This is a genomic window from Lysinibacillus agricola (assembly GCF_016638705.1).
Classification (GTDB): Bacteria; Bacillota; Bacilli; order Bacillales_A; family Planococcaceae; genus Lysinibacillus; species Lysinibacillus agricola.
The window spans coordinates 4,485,839-4,505,745 of the sequence record NZ_CP067341.1 but is presented as its reverse complement, the minus strand read 5'-3'; the positions used below and the strand labels follow the sequence as shown (position 1 = coordinate 4,505,745).

The 19,907-nt window shown below is 43.5% G+C and carries 11 protein-coding genes, 40 tRNA genes and 4 rRNA genes; 50 read left to right on the top strand and 5 right to left on the bottom strand.

Annotated features, from left to right (window positions below; genetic code table 11):
- Window positions 1–99 precede the first annotated feature (99 nt).
- From bcp to perR, 3 genes are all read left to right on the top strand, one after another.
- Window positions 100–576, top strand: coding sequence for a thioredoxin-dependent thiol peroxidase (gene bcp, locus FJQ98_RS22585; RefSeq protein WP_053597088.1), 477 nt, complete (start codon window positions 100–102; stop codon window positions 574–576).
- Window positions 573–1,517 (top strand): D-2-hydroxyacid dehydrogenase, encoded by a 945-nt coding sequence (locus tag FJQ98_RS22580; RefSeq protein ID WP_053597087.1) that lies wholly within the window; start codon window positions 573–575, stop codon window positions 1,515–1,517. The genes bcp and FJQ98_RS22580 overlap by 4 nt, the downstream gene beginning before the upstream one ends.
- Before the next feature lie 159 nt (window positions 1,518–1,676).
- Window positions 1,677–2,120 carry a peroxide-responsive transcriptional repressor PerR gene (perR, locus tag FJQ98_RS22575; protein WP_053597086.1) on the top strand — a complete coding sequence of 148 codons (444 nt, stop codon included), beginning with the start codon at window positions 1,677–1,679 and terminating at the stop codon, window positions 2,118–2,120.
- Between the two features lie 24 nt (window positions 2,121–2,144).
- On the opposite strand, the gene FJQ98_RS22570 is transcribed toward perR, so the two are convergent.
- Window positions 2,145–2,495 carry a YgzB family protein gene (locus FJQ98_RS22570; protein ID WP_053597085.1) on the bottom strand — a complete coding sequence of 117 codons (351 nt, stop codon included), beginning with the start codon at window positions 2,493–2,495 and terminating at the stop codon, window positions 2,145–2,147.
- A 207-nt stretch (window positions 2,496–2,702) separates the two neighbouring features.
- On the opposite strand from FJQ98_RS22570, the gene FJQ98_RS22565 reads away from it, so the two are divergent.
- The 24 genes from FJQ98_RS22565 to FJQ98_RS22450 all read left to right on the top strand — a co-directional run bounded on the left by FJQ98_RS22565 (window position 2,703) and on the right by FJQ98_RS22450 (window position 10,904).
- Complete coding sequence (locus tag FJQ98_RS22565) at window positions 2,703–3,596, top strand: nucleotidyltransferase-like protein (RefSeq protein ID WP_053597084.1); 894 nt, start codon at window positions 2,703–2,705, stop codon at window positions 3,594–3,596.
- Window positions 3,597–3,937: 341 nt separating this feature from the next.
- Window positions 3,938–5,490 (top strand): 16S ribosomal RNA (locus FJQ98_RS22560).
- A gap of 305 nt (window positions 5,491–5,795) precedes the next feature.
- Window positions 5,796–8,726, top strand: a 23S ribosomal RNA gene (locus FJQ98_RS22555).
- Between the two features lie 223 nt (window positions 8,727–8,949).
- Window positions 8,950–9,065, top strand: a 5S ribosomal RNA gene (gene rrf, locus FJQ98_RS22550).
- The 16S, 23S and 5S rRNA genes sit together here with 20 tRNA genes alongside, the layout of an rRNA operon.
- Before the next feature lie 10 nt (window positions 9,066–9,075).
- Window positions 9,076–9,151: transfer RNA gene (locus FJQ98_RS22545), tRNA-Val, on the top strand.
- A gap of 3 nt (window positions 9,152–9,154) precedes the next feature.
- Window positions 9,155–9,230, top strand: a tRNA-Thr gene (locus FJQ98_RS22540).
- A 7-nt stretch (window positions 9,231–9,237) separates the two neighbouring features.
- A tRNA-Lys gene (locus FJQ98_RS22535) sits at window positions 9,238–9,313 on the top strand.
- A gap of 21 nt (window positions 9,314–9,334) precedes the next feature.
- Window positions 9,335–9,419, top strand: a tRNA-Leu gene (locus FJQ98_RS22530).
- 47 nt (window positions 9,420–9,466) lie between these two features.
- Window positions 9,467–9,541 (top strand) — tRNA-Gly (locus FJQ98_RS22525).
- Window positions 9,542–9,546: 5 nt separating this feature from the next.
- A tRNA-Leu gene (locus tag FJQ98_RS22520) sits at window positions 9,547–9,635 on the top strand.
- 18 nt (window positions 9,636–9,653) lie between these two features.
- A tRNA-Arg gene (locus FJQ98_RS22515) sits at window positions 9,654–9,730 on the top strand.
- 13 nt (window positions 9,731–9,743) lie between these two features.
- Window positions 9,744–9,820: transfer RNA gene (locus tag FJQ98_RS22510), tRNA-Pro, on the top strand.
- Between the two features lie 6 nt (window positions 9,821–9,826).
- Window positions 9,827–9,902, top strand: a tRNA-Ala gene (locus FJQ98_RS22505).
- Window positions 9,903–9,928: 26 nt separating this feature from the next.
- A tRNA-Met gene (locus tag FJQ98_RS22500) sits at window positions 9,929–10,002 on the top strand.
- A gap of 7 nt (window positions 10,003–10,009) precedes the next feature.
- Window positions 10,010–10,086, top strand: a tRNA-Ile gene (locus FJQ98_RS22495).
- Between the two features lie 15 nt (window positions 10,087–10,101).
- A tRNA-Ser gene (locus FJQ98_RS22490) sits at window positions 10,102–10,194 on the top strand.
- 53 nt (window positions 10,195–10,247) lie between these two features.
- Window positions 10,248–10,322, top strand: a tRNA-Met gene (locus tag FJQ98_RS22485).
- Between the two features lie 3 nt (window positions 10,323–10,325).
- A tRNA-Asp gene (locus tag FJQ98_RS22480) sits at window positions 10,326–10,401 on the top strand.
- 14 nt (window positions 10,402–10,415) lie between these two features.
- Window positions 10,416–10,491, top strand: a tRNA-Phe gene (locus FJQ98_RS22475).
- Window positions 10,492–10,496: 5 nt separating this feature from the next.
- A tRNA-Gly gene (locus FJQ98_RS22470) sits at window positions 10,497–10,570 on the top strand.
- 1 nt (window position 10,571) lies between these two features.
- Window positions 10,572–10,648: transfer RNA gene (locus FJQ98_RS22465), tRNA-Ile, on the top strand.
- 4 nt (window positions 10,649–10,652) lie between these two features.
- Window positions 10,653–10,729, top strand: a tRNA-Asn gene (locus FJQ98_RS22460).
- A 10-nt stretch (window positions 10,730–10,739) separates the two neighbouring features.
- Window positions 10,740–10,830, top strand: a tRNA-Ser gene (locus FJQ98_RS22455).
- A gap of 2 nt (window positions 10,831–10,832) precedes the next feature.
- Window positions 10,833–10,904, top strand: a tRNA-Glu gene (locus FJQ98_RS22450).
- 174 nt (window positions 10,905–11,078) lie between these two features.
- On the opposite strand, the gene nadA is transcribed toward FJQ98_RS22450, so the two are convergent.
- The 3 genes from nadA to nadB are packed head-to-tail and all read right to left on the bottom strand — an operon-like array spanning window position 11,079 to window position 14,572.
- Complete coding sequence (gene nadA / locus FJQ98_RS22445) at window positions 11,079–12,182, bottom strand: quinolinate synthase NadA (protein ID WP_053595065.1); 1,104 nt, start codon at window positions 12,180–12,182, stop codon at window positions 11,079–11,081.
- Window positions 12,169–13,029, bottom strand: a complete 861-nt coding sequence (nadC, locus tag FJQ98_RS22440; protein ID WP_201406549.1) for a carboxylating nicotinate-nucleotide diphosphorylase — start codon at window positions 13,027–13,029, stop codon at window positions 12,169–12,171. Before nadC ends, nadA begins: the two co-directional genes overlap by 14 nt.
- The gene (nadB, locus tag FJQ98_RS22435; RefSeq protein ID WP_053595063.1) at window positions 12,983–14,572 is read right to left on the bottom strand and encodes an L-aspartate oxidase; all 1,590 of its coding nucleotides are present in this window, start codon (window positions 14,570–14,572) and stop codon (window positions 12,983–12,985) included. Before nadB ends, nadC begins: the two co-directional genes overlap by 47 nt.
- A gap of 90 nt (window positions 14,573–14,662) precedes the next feature.
- Between nadB and FJQ98_RS22430 the strand changes: the two genes are divergently transcribed.
- The 23 genes from FJQ98_RS22430 (at window position 14,663) to FJQ98_RS22325 (ending at window position 18,238) form a co-directional block, all read left to right on the top strand.
- Window positions 14,663–15,754, top strand: coding sequence for a cysteine desulfurase family protein (locus tag FJQ98_RS22430; RefSeq protein ID WP_053595062.1), 1,092 nt, complete (start codon window positions 14,663–14,665; stop codon window positions 15,752–15,754).
- 8 nt (window positions 15,755–15,762) lie between these two features.
- Complete coding sequence (locus FJQ98_RS27335; protein WP_277815949.1) at window positions 15,763–15,897, top strand: hypothetical protein; 135 nt, start codon at window positions 15,763–15,765, stop codon at window positions 15,895–15,897.
- A 385-nt stretch (window positions 15,898–16,282) separates the two neighbouring features.
- Window positions 16,283–16,398: ribosomal RNA gene (rrf, locus tag FJQ98_RS22425) — 5S ribosomal RNA — on the top strand.
- A gap of 10 nt (window positions 16,399–16,408) precedes the next feature.
- Window positions 16,409–16,484: transfer RNA gene (locus FJQ98_RS22420), tRNA-Val, on the top strand.
- 3 nt (window positions 16,485–16,487) lie between these two features.
- Window positions 16,488–16,563 (top strand) — tRNA-Thr (locus FJQ98_RS22415).
- Between the two features lie 7 nt (window positions 16,564–16,570).
- A tRNA-Lys gene (locus tag FJQ98_RS22410) sits at window positions 16,571–16,646 on the top strand.
- 22 nt (window positions 16,647–16,668) lie between these two features.
- Window positions 16,669–16,753 (top strand) — tRNA-Leu (locus FJQ98_RS22405).
- Between the two features lie 48 nt (window positions 16,754–16,801).
- Window positions 16,802–16,876, top strand: a tRNA-Gly gene (locus FJQ98_RS22400).
- Between the two features lie 5 nt (window positions 16,877–16,881).
- Window positions 16,882–16,970 (top strand) — tRNA-Leu (locus tag FJQ98_RS22395).
- 18 nt (window positions 16,971–16,988) lie between these two features.
- A tRNA-Arg gene (locus FJQ98_RS22390) sits at window positions 16,989–17,065 on the top strand.
- Window positions 17,066–17,078: 13 nt separating this feature from the next.
- A tRNA-Pro gene (locus tag FJQ98_RS22385) sits at window positions 17,079–17,155 on the top strand.
- A gap of 6 nt (window positions 17,156–17,161) precedes the next feature.
- Window positions 17,162–17,237: transfer RNA gene (locus tag FJQ98_RS22380), tRNA-Ala, on the top strand.
- A gap of 26 nt (window positions 17,238–17,263) precedes the next feature.
- A tRNA-Met gene (locus FJQ98_RS22375) sits at window positions 17,264–17,337 on the top strand.
- A 7-nt stretch (window positions 17,338–17,344) separates the two neighbouring features.
- Window positions 17,345–17,421: transfer RNA gene (locus FJQ98_RS22370), tRNA-Ile, on the top strand.
- Between the two features lie 15 nt (window positions 17,422–17,436).
- Window positions 17,437–17,529: transfer RNA gene (locus FJQ98_RS22365), tRNA-Ser, on the top strand.
- Between the two features lie 50 nt (window positions 17,530–17,579).
- Window positions 17,580–17,654, top strand: a tRNA-Met gene (locus FJQ98_RS22360).
- A 3-nt stretch (window positions 17,655–17,657) separates the two neighbouring features.
- A tRNA-Asp gene (locus FJQ98_RS22355) sits at window positions 17,658–17,733 on the top strand.
- Between the two features lie 13 nt (window positions 17,734–17,746).
- Window positions 17,747–17,822: transfer RNA gene (locus tag FJQ98_RS22350), tRNA-Phe, on the top strand.
- Window positions 17,823–17,825: 3 nt separating this feature from the next.
- Window positions 17,826–17,899: transfer RNA gene (locus FJQ98_RS22345), tRNA-Gly, on the top strand.
- A gap of 6 nt (window positions 17,900–17,905) precedes the next feature.
- Window positions 17,906–17,982 (top strand) — tRNA-Ile (locus FJQ98_RS22340).
- A gap of 4 nt (window positions 17,983–17,986) precedes the next feature.
- Window positions 17,987–18,063, top strand: a tRNA-Asn gene (locus tag FJQ98_RS22335).
- Between the two features lie 10 nt (window positions 18,064–18,073).
- A tRNA-Ser gene (locus tag FJQ98_RS22330) sits at window positions 18,074–18,164 on the top strand.
- A 2-nt stretch (window positions 18,165–18,166) separates the two neighbouring features.
- Window positions 18,167–18,238, top strand: a tRNA-Glu gene (locus FJQ98_RS22325).
- Window positions 18,239–18,982: 744 nt separating this feature from the next.
- Here FJQ98_RS22325 and FJQ98_RS22320 read toward each other — a convergent pair.
- Window positions 18,983–19,621 carry an NAD(P)H-binding protein gene (locus FJQ98_RS22320; RefSeq protein WP_053592888.1) on the bottom strand — a complete coding sequence of 213 codons (639 nt, stop codon included), beginning with the start codon at window positions 19,619–19,621 and terminating at the stop codon, window positions 18,983–18,985.
- Between the last annotated feature and the right edge of the window lie 286 nt (window positions 19,622–19,907).

The following is a 19,907-nucleotide window of genomic DNA, read 5'->3' as shown; positions in this document are numbered from 1 at the left end:
TATTGTAGACCTATCAGTGCAAGAAATCCAAAGAAATTAAGAGATATGACTTGTTTTATCACTTAGAGTAAAATAGAGCATACAGAGGGGGAGATTCATATGACTTTAATAGAAGGAAAAAAAGCACCAGATTTTTCCCTTATGAATGAAGAAGGAGAAATAGTAAAGTTAGCGGATTTCAAAGGACAAAATGTTATTTTATATTTTTATCCTAAAGATATGACGCCAGGCTGTACTACGGAGGCTTGTGACTTCCGTGATAAGCATGAGGATTTTAGTAAATTAAATGCAGTTGTCCTCGGTATTAGCCCTGACGATGCAAAAAAACATACCAAATTTATAGATAAGCATGGATTACCATTCTCATTATTAGTAGATGAGGATCATGCCGTAGCAGAGACGTATGGAGTATGGGTGCTGAAGAAAATGTATGGGCGTGAATATATGGGGATAGAACGTTCGACGTTTTTAATTGATACAGAAGGAAATTTGATAAAGTCTTGGCGTAAAGTACGTGTGAAAAATCATATTGAAGAAGTATATACATATTTAGCAGAAAGGGAGGCGACGCAATGAGGATTTATTTTACGTTTGAACCAAGACCAAATTTACGTGAGCCACTTGTAAAAGAATTTCCACAAGTAGATTTTATTTTTGAAAATGGCTTATCAAATGATGAACTACAAAAAGCAGATGTGCTTGTAACATATGGTGAAGATTTAACTGATGAAAATATTCAGTTTGCGAAAAAGCTTAAGTGGATTTTTGTAGCTTCAGCAGGGATAGAGAAAATGCCAGCTCAAGCCATTATTGAACGAGGGTTTTTAGTTTCAAATGTACGTGGCATTCATAAAACACCAATGGCAGAATCAATGCTTGCCCATATTTTAGCGATTAAGCGCGCACTGCCTTGGGTGTATGATCAGCAGAAGAAAAGTGAATGGTCGAAAAAAGCGAAGCAAACCGAGTTGCGTGATAGTACAGCACTTATTTTAGGACCGGGAGCTATTGGCTCGGAAGTAGGCCGCTTATTGCAAGCTTTTGGTGTTGTGACAATTGGCTGTAATCGTTCGGGGAATGAAGCGGCTAACATGAATGACATGGTGAGCTTTGATCAATTAATCGAAGCTTTACCTAAGGCTGATATTGTCATTTCTGTATTACCTAAAACAGAAGAGACTACACATTTATTGAAAGAAGAACATTTTACAGCGATGAAAAATGATGCTATTTTCATGAATTTTGGTCGTGGAAACTTAGTAGAGGAAAGTGTTCTGATTCATGCCATTCAATCAGGTGAAATTGGTTATGCTGTACTAGACGTATTTGAACAAGAGCCTGTAGCTGCAGATCATCCTTTCTGGACTTTACCGAATGTTATAGTATCTCCGCATATATCAAGTCACTCATCTCGATATGTTGAGCGTAGCTTAGAGATTTTTAAGCCAAGTTTAGAGAAGTGGTTACGTGGTGAAACAGATTTAGAAAATGTCATGGATTTATCAAGAGGCTATTGAGAAAGAAAAGAAGAGATGATCATTTAGCTGTTCGCAAATTAAGTTGAGGGCAGTTAATTAATCTGAAACATGTGTGATTGTTGACAGAAGTAAGTTGAATTCGATACACTAATTATAACTATTATAAATTAATAATCTTTATGGAAGAGGTGCATGACGATGTCTGCAACGCATTTACAGGATGCACTTGACACGTTAAAAACTACTGGTGTACGTATTACTCCTCAGCGTCATGCTATTTTGGAATATTTAATTCAATCAATGGCACATCCAACGGCCGATGAAATTTATAAAGCACTTGAAGGGAAATTCCCAAATATGAGTGTAGCCACTGTCTATAATAACCTTCGCGTTTTTCGTGAAGTTGGTCTAGTGAAAGAACTAACTTTTGGTGATGCTTCAAGTCGCTTCGATTTCATTACTAATGATCATTATCATATGATTTGTGAATGCTGTGGGAAAATAGTCGATTTCCATTATCCTGGTCTCGACGAAATTGAACAATTTGCATCACAAGTAACAGGCTTTGATGTGCATTCGCATCGTTTGGAGATTTACGGCACTTGTCCATCGTGTAAAGATGCATCTGCAAAAGTGCAATAAAAAATCCTAGCTCTTCTATGAGGGCTAGGATTTTTTTGTCTTATTATAAGATTGGTCGAACTCTTTTCCTTCTAGAGTTGGATCTAGCGTTAATGGTTCATTGCAGTACATACACATATCTACACGGCCTAATACTTTTGTGTACTTATGGCAATTAGGGCATTCCACTTGAATAGCTTTTGTTGAGAGTAGCCCAATCCATGCATATACGACTGTACTACCAATAATACAAAGTACACCAAGTGTCATGAAAATTAATACTAGAATAGGATTGTTTTTAAAGAAGATTCCCCCATACATAACTACAAAGCCGATAAAAATAAGTGCTAATGCGAATGAACGAATTTTATTAATTTTACTTTTGTAAGGTTTCATTTATCATCTTGCCTCCCAATCTAAAATCTACTATAACATATAAGAACAAAGTATTTTAGCTTTGAGAACGTGGAAAGAAGGAATACTTTTAGAGTATGTCGAAATTTTAACGAAATCAATTCGCCTTGGCGTAATTGAGTCCGGTGAAAATCCGTGACACCAACTGAATGAAGAAAAAGGTCACAAGCAAATAGAGGGGGATTGAACATGGAACAAGTTTTGCGTCCAATATATCAGGAACGTGCAAGTCAGTCGAATACATTAGGCGTTATTTTAGTGGGAAAACGCGAGGAAAAAAGTAATGTTACAGATACATTTGATACAGTCTTGCTTATTATTGTAAAGGAAGCAGAAAAGCCTGTCTTTACGAAACATTACTTATATGAAGGAAATAAAGTAGCTTTACATACTGTTACTGAGAAAATAATACGAAAATGGCTACTAATTGGCTCAAATAAAAAAGTGGTCGATTGGATTTTCTTTGGTAGGGTATTATTTGATCGTAATGAATTTCTTCATAAATTAAAAATTGAATTACAGGAGTTTCCGTTTAGTGGTCGTAAAATCAAAACTGGCATTCAATTTTCAAAGTTAATTCGACGTTACTTAGAAGGAAAAGAATACTTTGATAAGGGTAGCTATCTGGATGCTTATAATCATGTAGTAGATTCGTTACATCATTTGGGCCGTTTATCCATCATTGATAGTGGGCTTTATCCAGAAGTAACTGTTTGGGCACAGGTAAAAAAAATAGAACCAGCGATTTATAAATTATACGAGGAGCTCGTTACAAGTAATGAACCGATAGAAAAACGGTTAGAGTTATTGTTTTTAGCAAGTGAGTTTTTAATACACTCACGTACTCGAGACGGTGCTCAACATATTTTAGAAGTAATGCAAACAAAAGAGACTTGGACGATTCAGGAATTACACGATCATGATGAGCTCATGAACTATTCAGTAGATTTAGAGGTGTTCGTAGAATATCTAGTGGACAAAGGCTATATTCAAATTGAACCTATCGTTGCGAAAAGTGAAATGATATTCCACCGTCATTATAAGGTAAATAAAGAAGCTCTAGAAATGGAGCAAGGACTGTAGTATGCTAGTAATCGAGGTATCGAAAAATACCTCGATATTTTTTTATAAAAAGTATTGACGATTAATATGTTGATATTGTAGTATATTAATTGTCGCTAAGACATAACAAAAAACTCAACGAAATGAAAAAAGCTTTTTTGAAAAAGTTATTGACACGGATTGAGTTGAATGTTATTATAAAGAAGTCGCTGAAAAACGACTGAACAATGAACCTTGAAAACTGAACAAGCAAAACGTAATCAATAAAGTTTCTAATAGCTAACCTCGAGTTAGTGAATGAAACAAAATTTTGGACATCAAACATGATGCCAGCAAAACAATTTGAGCTAATCAAATTTCTTTTTATGGAGAGTTTGATCCTGGCTCAGGACGAACGCTGGCGGCGTGCCTAATACATGCAAGTCGAGCGAACAGAGAAGGAGCTTGCTCCTTTGACGTTAGCGGCGGACGGGTGAGTAACACGTGGGCAACCTACCTTATAGTTTGGGATAACTCCGGGAAACCGGGGCTAATACCGAATAATCTATTTCACTTCATGGTGAAATATTGAAAGACGGTCTCGGCTGTCGCTATAAGATGGGCCCGCGGCGCATTAGCTAGTTGGTGAGGTAACGGCTCACCAAGGCGACGATGCGTAGCCGACCTGAGAGGGTGATCGGCCACACTGGGACTGAGACACGGCCCAGACTCCTACGGGAGGCAGCAGTAGGGAATCTTCCACAATGGGCGAAAGCCTGATGGAGCAACGCCGCGTGAGTGAAGAAGGTTTTTCGGATCGTAAAACTCTGTTGTAAGGGAAGAACAAGTACAGTAGTAACTGGCTGTACCTTGACGGTACCTTATTAGAAAGCCACGGCTAACTACGTGCCAGCAGCCGCGGTAATACGTAGGTGGCAAGCGTTGTCCGGAATTATTGGGCGTAAAGCGCGCGCAGGCGGTCCTTTAAGTCTGATGTGAAAGCCCACGGCTCAACCGTGGAGGGTCATTGGAAACTGGGGACTTGAGTGCAGAAGAGGAAAAGTGGAATTCCAAGTGTAGCGGTGAAATGCGTAGAGATTTGGAGGAACACCAGTGGCGAAGGCGACTTTCTGGTCTGTAACTGACGCTGAGGCGCGAAAGCGTGGGGAGCAAACAGGATTAGATACCCTGGTAGTCCACGCCGTAAACGATGAGTGCTAAGTGTTAGGGGTTTCCGCCCCTTAGTGCTGCAGCTAACGCATTAAGCACTCCGCCTGGGGAGTACGGTCGCAAGACTGAAACTCAAAGGAATTGACGGGGGCCCGCACAAGCGGTGGAGCATGTGGTTTAATTCGAAGCAACGCGAAGAACCTTACCAGGTCTTGACATCCCGTTGACCACTGTAGAGATATGGTTTTTCCCTTCGGGGACAACGGTGACAGGTGGTGCATGGTTGTCGTCAGCTCGTGTCGTGAGATGTTGGGTTAAGTCCCGCAACGAGCGCAACCCTTGATCTTAGTTGCCATCATTTAGTTGGGCACTCTAAGGTGACTGCCGGTGACAAACCGGAGGAAGGTGGGGATGACGTCAAATCATCATGCCCCTTATGACCTGGGCTACACACGTGCTACAATGGACGATACAAACGGTTGCCAACTCGCGAGAGGGAGCTAATCCGATAAAGTCGTTCTCAGTTCGGATTGTAGGCTGCAACTCGCCTACATGAAGCCGGAATCGCTAGTAATCGCGGATCAGCATGCCGCGGTGAATACGTTCCCGGGCCTTGTACACACCGCCCGTCACACCACGAGAGTTTGTAACACCCGAAGTCGGTGGGGTAACCTTTTGGAGCCAGCCGCCGAAGGTGGGATAGATGATTGGGGTGAAGTCGTAACAAGGTAGCCGTATCGGAAGGTGCGGCTGGATCACCTCCTTTCTAAGGATATTTTCGGAATACAAACTTAGGGTTTGTAAGATTACGTTTTGCGTTCAGTTTTGAAGGTTCATTCTTCCGAATGAAATACTTCAAAACTTGTTCTTTGAAAACTGGATAAAACGACATTGAAATTGTAACAAACACATTTATTTTTTTAAGTTTTTTTATAGGCTTAATAACGAAGAAGGTTTCAAGACACGAGTAGTTCTAGGAAGCAATCGAGAGAAGGAAGGAGCGTACCTATGTACGTGACTGACTGAACGAGTGAAGCTGACGACGAAATGCGATGTGTATTGAAAGCTGTAGGTTAAGTTATTAAGGGCGCACGGCGAATGCCTTGGCACTAGGAGCCGAAGAAGGACGGCACTAACACCGATATGCTTCGGGGAGCTGTAAGTGAGCTTTGATCCGGAGATTTCCGAATGGGGAACCCACTACGTTTAATCGCGTAGTATCTTGACGTGAATTCATAGCGTCTTGAAGGCAGACCCAGGAACTGAAACATCTAAGTACCTGGAGGAAGAGAAAGAAAAAAATCGATTCCCTGAGTAGCGGCGAGCGAAACGGGAAGAGCCCAAACCAAGAGGCTTGCCTCTTGGGGTTGTAGGACACTCTATACGGAGTTACAAAAAGAACGAGTTAGATGAAGCGACTTGGAAAGGTCCGCCAGAGCAGGTAAAAGCCCTGTAGTCGAAAGTTCGTTCTCTCCAGAGTGGATCCTGAGTACGGCGGAACACGTGAAATTCCGTCGGAATCCGGGAGGACCATCTCCCAAGGCTAAATACTACCTAGTGACCGATAGTGAACCAGTACCGTGAGGGAAAGGTGAAAAGCACCCCGGAAGGGGAGTGAAAGAGATCCTGAAACCGTGTGCCTACAAGTAGTTAGAGCCCGTTAATGGGTGATAGCGTGCCTTTTGTAGAATGAACCGGCGAGTTACGATTACGTGCGAGGTTAAGCTTTAGAAGGCGGAGCCGCAGCGAAAGCGAGTCTGAATAGGGCGAAATAGTACGTGGTCGTAGACCCGAAACCAGGTGATCTACCCATGTCCAGGGTGAAGGTGAGGTAACACTTACTGGAGGCCCGAACCCACGCACGTTGAAAAAGTGCGGGGATGAGGTGTGGGTAGCGGAGAAATTCCAATCGAACCTGGAGATAGCTGGTTCTCTCCGAAATAGCTTTAGGGCTAGCCTCGTGATGAGAATACTGGAGGTAGAGCACTGTTTGGACTAGGGGGCCATCCCGGTTTACCGAATTCAGACAAACTCCGAATGCCAGATATTTATACACGGGAGTCAGACTGCGAGTGATAAGATCCGTAGTCAAAAGGGAAACAGCCCAGACCACCAGCTAAGGTCCCAAAGTAATCGTTAAGTGGAAAAGGATGTGGCGTTGCACAGACAACCAGGATGTTGGCTTAGAAGCAGCCATCATTTAAAGAGTGCGTAATAGCTCACTGGTCGAGTGACGCTGCGCCGAAAATGTATCGGGGCTAAACGATTCACCGAAGCTGTGGATTGACATCTATGATGTCAGTGGTAGGAGAGCGTTCTAAGTGCGTTGAAGTCAGACCGGAAGGACTGGTGGAGCGCTTAGAAGTGAGAATGCCGGTATGAGTAGCGAAAGACGGGTGAGAATCCCGTCCACCGTATGACTAAGGTTTCCTGAGGAAGGCTCGTCCGCTCAGGGTTAGTCGGGACCTAAGCCGAGGCCGATAGGCGTAGGCGATGGACAACAGGTTGATATTCCTGTACCACCTCCTCACCGTTTTGAGAAATGGGGGACGCAGTAGGATAGGGTAAGCGCGCTGTTGGTTATGCGCGTCCAAGCAGTAAGGCGTGTGTGTAGGCAAATCCGCACACTATAACGTTGAGCTGTGATGGCGAGTCCATATGGACGAAGTTCCTGATTTCACACTGCCAAGAAAAGCCTCTATCGAGGTGAGAGGTGCCCGTACCGCAAACCGACACAGGTAGTCGAGGAGAGAATCCTAAGGTGTGCGAGAGAACTCTCGTTAAGGAACTCGGCAAAAATGACCCCGTAACTTCGGGAGAAGGGGTGCTCTTGAGCGTGCAAGCGCATGAGAGCCGCAGTGAATAGGCCCAGGCGACTGTTTAGCAAAAACACAGGTCTCTGCAAAACCGTAAGGTGACGTATAGGGGCTGACGCCTGCCCGGTGCTGGAAGGTTAAGAGGAGTGGTTAGCGCAAGCGAAGCTGCGAATTGAAGCCCCAGTAAACGGCGGCCGTAACTATAACGGTCCTAAGGTAGCGAAATTCCTTGTCGGGTAAGTTCCGACCCGCACGAAAGGCGTAACGATCTGGGCACTGTCTCAACGAGAGACTCGGTGAAATTATAGTACCTGTGAAGATGCAGGTTACCCGCGACAGGACGGAAAGACCCCGTGGAGCTTTACTGTAGCCTGATATTGAATTTTGGTACAACTTGTACAGGATAGGTAGGAGCCAGAGATCTCGGAGCGCCAGCTTCGAAGGAGGCGTCGGTGGGATACTACCCTGGTTGTATTGAAATTCTAACCCATGCCCCTTAGCGGGGCAGGAGACAGTGTCAGGCGGACAGTTTGACTGGGGCGGTCGCCTCCTAAAAGGTAACGGAGGCGCCCAAAGGTTCCCTCAGAATGGTTGGAAATCATTCGTAGAGTGTAAAGGCACAAGGGAGCTTGACTGCGAGACCTACAAGTCGAGCAGGGTCGAAAGACGGGCTTAGTGATCCGGTGGTTCCGCATGGAAGGGCCATCGCTCAACGGATAAAAGCTACCCCGGGGATAACAGGCTTATCTCCCCCAAGAGTCCACATCGACGGGGAGGTTTGGCACCTCGATGTCGGCTCATCGCATCCTGGGGCTGTAGTCGGTCCCAAGGGTTGGGCTGTTCGCCCATTAAAGCGGTACGCGAGCTGGGTTCAGAACGTCGTGAGACAGTTCGGTCCCTATCCGTCGTGGGCGTAGGAAATTTGAGAGGAGCTGTCCTTAGTACGAGAGGACCGGGATGGACACACCGCTGGTGTACCAGTTGTCTTGCCAAAGGCATCGCTGGGTAGCTATGTGTGGACGGGATAAGTGCTGAAAGCATCTAAGCATGAAGCCCCCCTCAAGATGAGATTTCCCATTACGCAAGTAAGTAAGATCCCTCAAAGACGATGAGGTAGATAGGTTCGAGGTGGAAGTGTGGTGACACATGGAGCTGACGAATACTAATCGATCGAGGACTTAACCAAAATGTTTGAAACATTCAATGCACCGTTTATCCAGTTTTGAAAGAACAAAACCTTTCATTTTAGGGTTTCAAAATACGACGTATATTGAAAGCCAAAGAGAGCTTCAAGACACAAGTAGTACAAGGAAGCAAACGAGTGAATGAGGGAGCGTACCTCTGTACGTGACCGATTGAACGAGAGAAGCTGACGCAGTAATACGCCGTGTATTGGAGGTCGTCAATAGTCTAGTGATGATGGCAAAGAGGTCACACCCGTTCCCATACCGAACACGGAAGTTAAGCTCTTTAGCGCCGATGGTAGTTGGGGGCTTCCCCCTGTGAGAGTAGGACATCGCTAGGCATAAAACCCAGGAGGATTAGCTCAGCTGGGAGAGCACCTGCCTTACAAGCAGGGGGTCGGCGGTTCGAGCCCGTCATCCTCCACCATTAGCCGGTTTAGCTCAGCAGGTAGAGCAACTGACTTGTAATCAGTAGGTCGTGGGTTCGATTCCTATAGCCGGCACCATAGTTTTGAGCCATTAGCTCAGTTGGTAGAGCATCTGACTTTTAATCAGAGGGTCGAAGGTTCGAGTCCTTCATGGCTCACCATTTAAATTGCCAACAAAATATGCGGGTGTGGCGGAATTGGCAGACGCACTAGACTTAGGATCTAGCGCCGCAAGGCGTGGGGGTTCGACTCCCTTCACCCGCACCATATTTTAGAATTTCATAATTGCCAGGATAAATAAATCTTATGCACATGCGGAAGTAGTTCAGTGGTAGAACACCACCTTGCCAAGGTGGGGGTCGCGAGTTCGAACCTCGTCTTCCGCTCCAAATGTGCCGGGGTGGCGGAACTGGCAGACGCACAGGACTTAAAATCCTGCGGTAGGTGACTACCGTGCCGGTTCGATTCCGGCCCTCGGCACCATTTTTCTTTTAATAATTAGCGCCCGTAGCTCAATTGGATAGAGCGTCTGACTACGGATCAGAAGGTTATGGGTTCGACTCCTGTCGGGCGCGCCAAATTAATATTTATCGGAATGTAGCTCAGCTTGGTAGAGCACTTGGTTTGGGACCAAGGGGTCGTAGGTTCGAATCCTGTCATTCCGACCATTTTATGGGGCCTTAGCTCAGCTGGGAGAGCGCCTGCCTTGCACGCAGGAGGTCAGCGGTTCGATCCCGCTAGGCTCCACCATAAAAGATAACCAGTATAAAGATCCTGGCGGCGTAGCTCAGCTGGCTAGAGCGTACGGTTCATACCCGTAAGGTCGGGGGTTCGATCCCCTCTGCCGCCATCTTAAAGGACCTTTAGCTCAGTTGGTTAGAGCAGACGGCTCATAACCGTCCGGTCGCAGGTTCGAGTCCTGCAAGGTCCACCATTTATATATTGTTACGGAGGTATACCCAAGTCTGGCTGAAGGGATCGGTCTTGAAAACCGACAGGCGGGTAACACCGCGCGGGGGTTCGAATCCCTCTACCTCCTCCAGTTTTTATCTTTATAAATGGTGCTTGAAAAACTCGAAAAGAATATTTTATTAACGCGGGGTGGAGCAGTGGTAGCTCGTCGGGCTCATAACCCGAAGGTCGTTGGTTCAAATCCGGCCCCCGCAACCAAATGGTCCCGTGGTGTAGCGGTTAACATGCCTGCCTGTCACGCAGGAGATCGCCGGTTCGATCCCGGTCGGGACCGCCATTTTTTAAAAATATGGGTCAGTAGCTCAGTTGGTAGAGCATTAGATTGAAGCTCTAAGTGTCGGCGGTTCGATTCCGTCCTGACCCACCATATTTGCGGGTGTAGTTTAATGGTAAAACCTCAGCCTTCCAAGCTGATGTCGTGAGTTCGATTCTCATCACCCGCTCCAAGGGCCTATAGCTCAGCTGGTTAGAGCGCACGCCTGATAAGCGTGAGGTCGATGGTTCGAGTCCATTTAGGCCCACCATTATTCCGAAGTAGCTCAGTTGGTAGTAGCACCTGACTGTTAATCAGGTTGTCGCAGGTTCGAGTCCTGCCTTCGGAGCCATTTTTTATTTGGGGAAGTACTCAAGAGGCTGAAGAGGCGCCCCTGCTAAGGGTGTAGGTCGGGTAACCGGCGCGAGGGTTCAAATCCCTCCTTCTCCGCCATTGGCCCGTTGGTCAAGTGGTTAAGACACCGCCCTTTCACGGCGGTAACACGGGTTCGAATCCCGTACGGGTCATACTAAAATGCAGTAGATGTAATATACATCTACTGCATTTTTTTGTATAAGAATAGTTTTTAAGATTCTAATAATTTTCTCTAAAAATTGAACATCACAACATGTTCACGTTTGAAGACTCAAGTAATTATAATAAATAAAACGTCTACCAAAAATGAGTAGACGTTTTGCCATTTAAGCTCTTAATAGCATCCTTTCAAGTGAGCTACGTGCTTCTTCAGCTGTGTGAGTATCTACTTGAATGCGATTATGCGGTTGCCCCTGTTCTATACTTTCTAAAGACCAGAGTAGATGGGGAAGGTCAATTCGATTCATTGTAAGACAAGGACAGAAGTTCTCATTTAAAGAGATAATCTGCTTATCAGGATGCTGCTTAATAATACGATTAACGAGATTCATTTCTGTGCCGATTGCCCATGCTGAACCACTTGGTGCCTTATTAATCGTATCAATAATGTATTTTGTAGAACCTGCATCATCTGCAGCGGCAACAACCTCGCGACTACATTCAGGATGAACAATGATGTGCATATTTGGATGAGCTTTACGTACAAACTCCGTATGCTGAACTGTAAAACCCTCGTGCACAGAGCAGTGTCCCTTCCATAAGATGACTTGGATGTTTTCTGGGGACTGATCTGTCTCTAGCATATTTGTTTGAGGATTCCAGACTGCCATATTCTCTAGCGGTATTCCTAAATCATACGCAGTATTTCTACCTAAATGTTGATCTGGCAAAAAGAAAATACGTTGTTTTTGTGTAAATGCCCATTTAACCATTTCTTTTGCATTGGACGATGTAACACAGGCTCCTCCATGTCTTCCCGTAAATGCTTTGATGGCAGCAGTAGAATTGACATATGTTAGCGGGATAATGGTATCGCCAAAAAGCTGTTGTAAAATCGGCCATGCTTGTTCTGTTTGATAAATGTCTGCCATATCTGCCATTGAACATCCTGCTCGCATATCAGGTAAGTAAACATGCTGCTGTTCAGTTGTAAGCATGTCAGCTGTTTCTGCCATAAAATGTACTCCACAAAATACTATATGTTCAGCCTCTTTGTTAGCTGCTGATAATTGAGCAAGCTGCAAAGAATCTCCTGTTACATCTGCAAATTGAATCACTTCATCTTTTTGATAATGATGCCCAGGGATGAAGAGTTTACTACCTAATCTCTTTTTTATAGCTATAATGCGAGATTCCATTTCATTTTTAGATAATCCACGATAATGCTCTGGTAGTAGTGACGTTTGTTGTAATAAACTAGTGATGGACAAGGGAATTAGCTCCTTTCGTTTGTACAAGTGCACTAATATCAAAGGCTTTTACTGAATGTGTTAGCGCCTCGAGAGAAATCCATTGAATGCCTGTTTTAGCATAGGTGTTTAAATTTTGCAGTGTGATGCCTCCTGAAGCTTCTGTAGCAATATGTGGGGGAACGGCAGGAAGCCATTCACGTATTTCTTCAGGGCTACGATTATCAAACATAATGATGTCTGCGCCGGCTGTAATTGCTTCAACTAGCTGTGCTTTTGTTTCGATTTCCACTTCAATTTTAATAGTGTGACCGATTTTCTCTCGGGCAGCCTGTACTGCCTTAGTAATACTACCTGCAAACGCAATATGATTATCCTTTAGCATTATCGCATCGTACAAACCATTGCGATGGTTGTAGGCGCCACCGATTCTAACAGCATATTTATCCAACATACGCATTCCCGGCATTGTTTTGCGAGTATCGCATATTTTCGCATTAGTGCCTGCTGTTTCATGCACCGCTAAATTTGCAGCTGTAGCGATAGCAGACATGCGCTGGATAACATTCAAAATCACCCGCTCACCAATTAATAACTTTTGAAGAGGACCTTGAATAACAGCGAGAACATCACCGGTATTTACTTCATCACCATCTTTTTTACAAAGTATAATTTCCATTGATCGATCAAGTAGAAGAAATCCATGCTCAATGATGAGGGCTCCACAAAAAATGCCACTTTCTTTCGCATAAAACGAAAAAGATCCCTGCTGTTCGGCAGAAAATATAAATTCACTCGATAAGTCCCCATCTCCTATATCTTCATTGAAAAATTGCTTGAGCATTTCCTCGAGTTTGATGATATTCATACAATGAATTCCTCACTTTCATCTGTCCTTGTCGAAAAATGATCCAGCGGTTTACCCACCGTCTATCATTTTGTGGTTTATCAGTGCGAATATGAGCTCCGCGAGTTTCTGTTCGTGTAATGGCTGCGTGTACCATTAATGTTGCGACAGTATGCATCATGTAAAGTTCAAGTTCTTGTCGATTCAACCCATCTAAATCAGCATGAAGAAGTATTTGCAATGACGGCAATTGTTGTACGAATTGTTGCATATCGATAGGATTTCGTACAATGCCTAATGTGTGCATCATTGTTTGTTGTAATTGATCTTTTGTAAATAATGACGGCATTGATTGTTGGTGATGTTTGTCATCAATCAAGAAATTTTCTTGCTTGCAACCCGTTTGAATAATGTATTGGGCCATTCTTTGCCCAAACGTAATGCCTTCTAAAAGAGAGTTACTAGCTAAACGATTGGCACCATGCACCCCAGTACAAGCAACTTCTCCAATTGCATATAGATTAGAGATAGATGTTCTTCCTTTGTCATCAGCAACAACACCACCCATTAAGAAATGGCTACCAGGTGCCACAGGAATTAAGCCATTTTGTAAATTAACGTTATTGTCATAGCAAAGCTGAGCAATCGTAGGGAATTTTTCTTCAAAGTGCTCAATATTTGAAATATCAATAAATGTTTCTTGCCCAGCAGCACGTTTATCAAATAACGCATGTGCAGTAACATGGCGTGGTGCTAGGTCCAGCTGTTCATGTATGCCTTTCATTATGGGATGACGGTGTGCATCAACAAATATTCCTCCGGCGCCACGCACAGCCTCAGAGACTAAACCTTTAGCCTCGCCTTTACACCAAAGTAAGCTTGGATGAAATTGCATAAATTCCATATCACTGATGGCAGCTCCCGCACGATAGGCCAAAGCGATACCATCGCCAGTATTTGTAGCAAAATTGGACGTACAAGAATAAAGAGCGCCTGCACCTCCTGTTGCGAGAATGATGTGGTGGGCAAGATAGCGCTTCGTTCCCTTTGCTCCTTTTGTCAGAACGCCAACACAATCCCCATTTGTATTTAATAAAAGCTCGTAAGCCATTTCGTAGTAATTCACAACGATAGTAGATGTAAGTTGATCGAGCAAATAATCTATCATTACTTGACCAGTACGATCACCACCTGCATGTAAAATACGGTGATGACTATGCGCCCCCTCTAAGCCTAGAGCTGGCGACCCATCAGCTTGTCGATCAATTGGGATGCCTTCTTTTAAAAAATCACGCATAATATCTGTGCCGTTTTTTATAAGTACTTCAACATTCCTTCTTTCATGATGAAATTCACCAGCAGTCAATGTATCGGCAATGTGAAATTTTGGATGATCTTCTTGACTCGTAACAGCAGCAATCCCGCCTTGAGCACGATAAGAACTACTCATTTTTACAGATGACTTTGTAACAATCTGTACTTGAAAATGTTCTCCTAGCAGCCGAGCAGCTTGAAGTGCAGCGATGCCACTACCAATAATAAGTACATCTGTCATTACATCCATACCTATACCTTCTTTACAGTTGTCTTGACACATATCTTTACATAAAATAAAAAAGAAAACAAGACCTGATGAACTAGAAAGGAGAATAAGATGATTTATCTAGATTACGCTGCAACCTCTCCAATGACTCCAAAAGCTCTTAAAGCATATTGTGAGGTAGCAGAACGGTATTATGGAAATAGTGCAAGCTTACATGATTTAGGAGGGCAAGCGCATTATTTTGTTGAACAGGCAAGAGCTGTTGTAGCAAGATCTCTTGGAGTAAACAGTGATGGTGTAATCTTTACTGGAAGCGGAACTGAGGGCAATCTAATTGCGATTTTGTCATTAGCTTTAGCGTCAAATAAAGGGAAGCACATTATTTCATCACAAGCTGAACACACATCCGTACATGCAGCATTAAATACACTTAAAAAAATGGGCTTTGAAGTCACGAAGTTACCTTTACAACAAGATGGTTGTATTCATGTGGAGCAATTACGAGAAGCAATACGAGAAGATACGGCTTTAATCACTATCCAACATGTAAATTCAGAGATAGGCTCTATTCAACCTATAGAAAAAATTGCAGAGATTGCAAAACAATCAAATGTCCTCTTGCATGTCGATTGTGTTCAGTCTTTTTGTAAGCTTCCATTAAAACAGCAAGTGGATGCTATGACTGTTTCAGCTCATAAAATAGGTGGGCCAAAAGGGTGTGGAGCTATCTATATTAATCCAAAGCTCCGTGTCCCTGCATTAGCACCAGGTGTGACACATGAGCGTGGGTTAAGGGGAGGAACATTAGATACTCCAGCAATTGTCGCCTTTGCAACAGCGATTGAAGAATATCATTATGAGCGGCAGCATTTTGAAGCAGTACGCGAATATTTGAAGCGAAATTTACCAGAAACGTGCCGGATCATGGAATGTAAGGATCAATTGCCTAATATTTGCGGTATTTTGATGGAGAAAATCGAGGGCCAGTACGTTTTGTTAAAGTTAAATGAAGCAGGGATATGTATTTCCACAGGAAGTGCCTGTGATATTCATAGTGAATCTGGTACGAAGGCGATTTTATCAATGGGCTATTCTATGGAAGCAGCTCGCCAATTTTTTAGAATTTCTTTTGGTCCAGTAACAACATTTGAAGAAATAGACAGATTACAAAAGGAACTGTCTGCTATCCGCCGGAGGCTTTAGGCCAACAGATGTTTTTTGTGCGAAAGCGTAGTGCTAACGCAGCGGCAGCAACAGATGTTTTTTGTGCGAAAGCGAAGCGACAGCAACAGCATGATGTAGGTCACTCAGTCGTGTGTTGCTGTCGCTACCAGAACACTTGCTGAAAGAAGTTAAATTTATTCAGGTGAAAGAAGGCAAATGATCTTTCACCTGAATAAAATAGATGAAGAAGAGAAAAAATCTATGATTAAATATATTAATAGAATATAAGGCAATAAATTATAGCTTATTTTTTATTTAGTTTTGACATTATAAATTAATTGTTTTCTTTTGATTAAACAATTGTTATAATGAGTAGCAGAGTGATAATTTCTCTTACGTAACAAAAATATCTTCAAAAAGTAATAATTTCTTTTTTTTTATAAAAAAGTATTGCACAATTTGAGAAAACGTTATACAATAATTCTTGTCTTGAAGGACAGGTAATCAACTTCAAAACGAAATACATAAGGGTTTCAAGATACGATGTATATTGAAAGCCGTTAATAGTCTAGTGATGATGGCAAAGAGGTCACACCCGTTCCCATACCGAACACGGAAGTTAAGCTCTTTAGCGCCGATGGTAGTTGGGGGATTCCCCCTGTGAGAGTAGGACATCGCTAGGCATAATACCCAGGAGGATTAGCTCAGCTGGGAGAGCATCTGCCTTACAAGCAGAGGGTCGGCGGTTCGAGCCCGTCATCCTCCACCATATGCCGGTGTAGCTCAGTTGGTAGAGCAACTGACTTGTAATCAGTAGGTCGTGGGTTCGACTCCTATCGCCGGCACCATAGTTTTGAGCCATTAGCTCAGTTGGTAGAGCATCTGACTTTTAATCAGAGGGTCGAAGGTTCGAGTCCTTCATGGCTCACCATTTATATTGCCAACAATTATATGCGGGTGTGGCGGAATTGGCAGACGCACTAGACTTAGGATCTAGCGCCGCAAGGCGTGGGGGTTCGACTCCCTTCACCCGCACCATTTTTTAAGAATTTCATAATTGCCAGGATAAATAAATCTTATGCACATGCGGAAGTAGTTCAGTGGTAGAACACCACCTTGCCAAGGTGGGGGTCGCGAGTTCGAACCTCGTCTTCCGCTCCAAATGTGCCGGGGTGGCGGAACTGGCAGACGCACAGGACTTAAAATCCTGCGGTAGGTGACTACCGTGCCGGTTCGATTCCGGCCCTCGGCACCATTTTTCTTTTAATAATTAGCGCCCGTAGCTCAATTGGATAGAGCGTCTGACTACGGATCAGAAGGTTATGGGTTCGACTCCTGTCGGGCGCGCCAAATTAATATTTATCGGAATGTAGCTCAGCTTGGTAGAGCACTTGGTTTGGGACCAAGGGGTCGTAGGTTCGAATCCTGTCATTCCGACCATTTTATGGGGCCTTAGCTCAGCTGGGAGAGCGCCTGCCTTGCACGCAGGAGGTCAGCGGTTCGATCCCGCTAGGCTCCACCATAAAAGATAACCAGTATAAAGATCCTGGCGGCGTAGCTCAGCTGGCTAGAGCGTACGGTTCATACCCGTAAGGTCGGGGGTTCGATCCCCTCTGCCGCCATCTTAAAGGACCTTTAGCTCAGTTGGTTAGAGCAGACGGCTCATAACCGTCCGGTCGCAGGTTCGAGTCCTGCAAGGTCCACCATTTATATATTGTTACGGAGGTATACCCAAGTCTGGCTGAAGGGATCGGTCTTGAAAACCGACAGGCGGGTAACACCGCGCGGGGGTTCGAATCCCTCTACCTCCTCCAGTTTATTTTATAAATGGCGCTAGAAAAACTCGAAAAGAATATTTTATTAACGCGGGGTGGAGCAGTGGTAGCTCGTCGGGCTCATAACCCGAAGGTCGTTGGTTCAAATCCGGCCCCCGCAACCAAATGGTCCCGTGGTGTAGCGGTTAACATGCCTGCCTGTCACGCAGGAGATCGCCGGTTCGATCCCGGTCGGGACCGCCATTTTTTCAAATATGGGTCAGTAGCTCAGTTGGTAGAGCATTAGATTGAAGCTCTAAGTGTCGGCGGTTCGATTCCGTCCTGACCCACCATATGCGGGTGTAGTTTAATGGTAAAACCTCAGCCTTCCAAGCTGATGTCGTGAGTTCGATTCTCATCACCCGCTCCAATCTAAGGGCCTATAGCTCAGCTGGTTAGAGCGCACGCCTGATAAGCGTGAGGTCGATGGTTCGAGTCCATTTAGGCCCACCATTATTCCGAAGTAGCTCAGTTGGTAGTAGCACCTGACTGTTAATCAGGTTGTCGCAGGTTCGAGTCCTGCCTTCGGAGCCATTTTTTTTGTGGGGAAGTACTCAAGAGGCTGAAGAGGCGCCCCTGCTAAGGGTGTAGGTCGGGTAACCGGCGCGAGGGTTCAAATCCCTCCTTCTCCGCCATTGGCCCGTTGGTCAAGTGGTTAAGACACCGCCCTTTCACGGCGGTAACACGGGTTCGAATCCCGTACGGGTCATACTGAAGTGCAGTAGATGTAATTTACATCTACTGCACTTTTTTGATACTTTGGTAAATTAGTTTAACTTATTTCAGCTTTTAATACTTCCTCTAATATCTTATCAAAATAGTTTTTCTATGAGCGCACGAAGTAAGTTATTCCCACTCTCATTACTTCCAAGCTGCCGAGAAGAATAGGCAGCTACAATATAGAAATCAATCAATTCTTCCTCTAACACTTGAAAACAGCTAAATTCCTTTCCACGATTCGTGTTGCAGTAAGATAGCACCTTTTGGTAGTCTTTCATGTAGGATGCGAATAGCCCGTCCTACTATTTCGCTGAGCGATCAGAGATAAAAAACCATCTCAAAGTGATATTCATATCGTAAAAGATCAACCTACAATAGAGCTTGTTTTCAGTGAGTAATAAACGTTAATAGTATGGATTTTGATGTTATTCTGAAGGGCTCATCGGTAGCAGCAAGTGCCTACTATCCACAAGGCAATAATAGAGCGTTGATTATTGAAAACGGTAGAACTGTTACGATTCAAGCTTCGCCTTATAATACTATTATGGATTTCAGTGGGAATAAGTTAGATTTCACTTCCCAAATAATTACAGTACAAAGATGAATTAAAGAGGTTAAACAGAATTTCATCAGACATAATATTTGATTTAAAATAAAAATCACATTATAAAGAATAGCATGCAAGATATAATCTCAGCATGCTATTTTCATATGTCATTTTATTGCTATTAAATTAATGGGAGATAAACGGTGCTTTGTGCACGTACTGTGTATGATCTATATGATCAATGATAAAAGTGGCTATATCTTGATTAGTAATTTTTGTACCAGGCATATCAGTGAGGTTTTCCTTTATATGATTGGATGTTAAGTTATCTTTTACAAACGGCAATCTAATTAATGTCCATTTGATATGTTTACTATTTAATAAAAATTCCCATTCCAATTTTTTATCCTGCATCATTTTGGAAAAGAAAACATCAAACAACTTTGCTCCAAAACGATTCATAATGCTTTTTTTGTCCTCATTAATCGTAAGAGAACCACCCGAAACACCGATATAACGACTAATGTTTAAATCTTTCATCACATTAAAAATATTATGAGTAACTTTGCTATACATAGGTTCCTCTTTAGTTGGTTGACCAAATGTATTGATAACAACTTTACAATCTTTAAGAAGTTCTTGGATGCTATTGATATCTTGTACTTGCCCTTGCACTATCTCAATTTTTTCATCTTTATATAGTAACTTTTCCGGATTTCTAACAAGCATCCGAACATGATAACCTTTCTGTATTGCATGAGCTGCGATATGTCTTCCTACTTTCCCTGTTCCTCCAATTATAGCTATCTTATATGGGCTATCCATTATATACCTCCAAATAAATATAATAGTAGATATACGACAAGCCTCATCAATAAGTTTCGGGTTTTTCTTTTTTTACTAATTTATGGATCATCACCATAACGTGTGGTTGATTTCCTAGGGGTGTCCGATGAGCCGCTTTACTCGCTCCAGGGTCTCATCTGTGACGCTAATCCTCAAGGAGTCACTCAGCCTCCACTCCAATCAACTTATATCAATTTCGCCTTGGCGTAATTGTAGCTGTCGCTTTGCTTTCGCTACAGAAAACATTTAAATGTCATACGTTTTA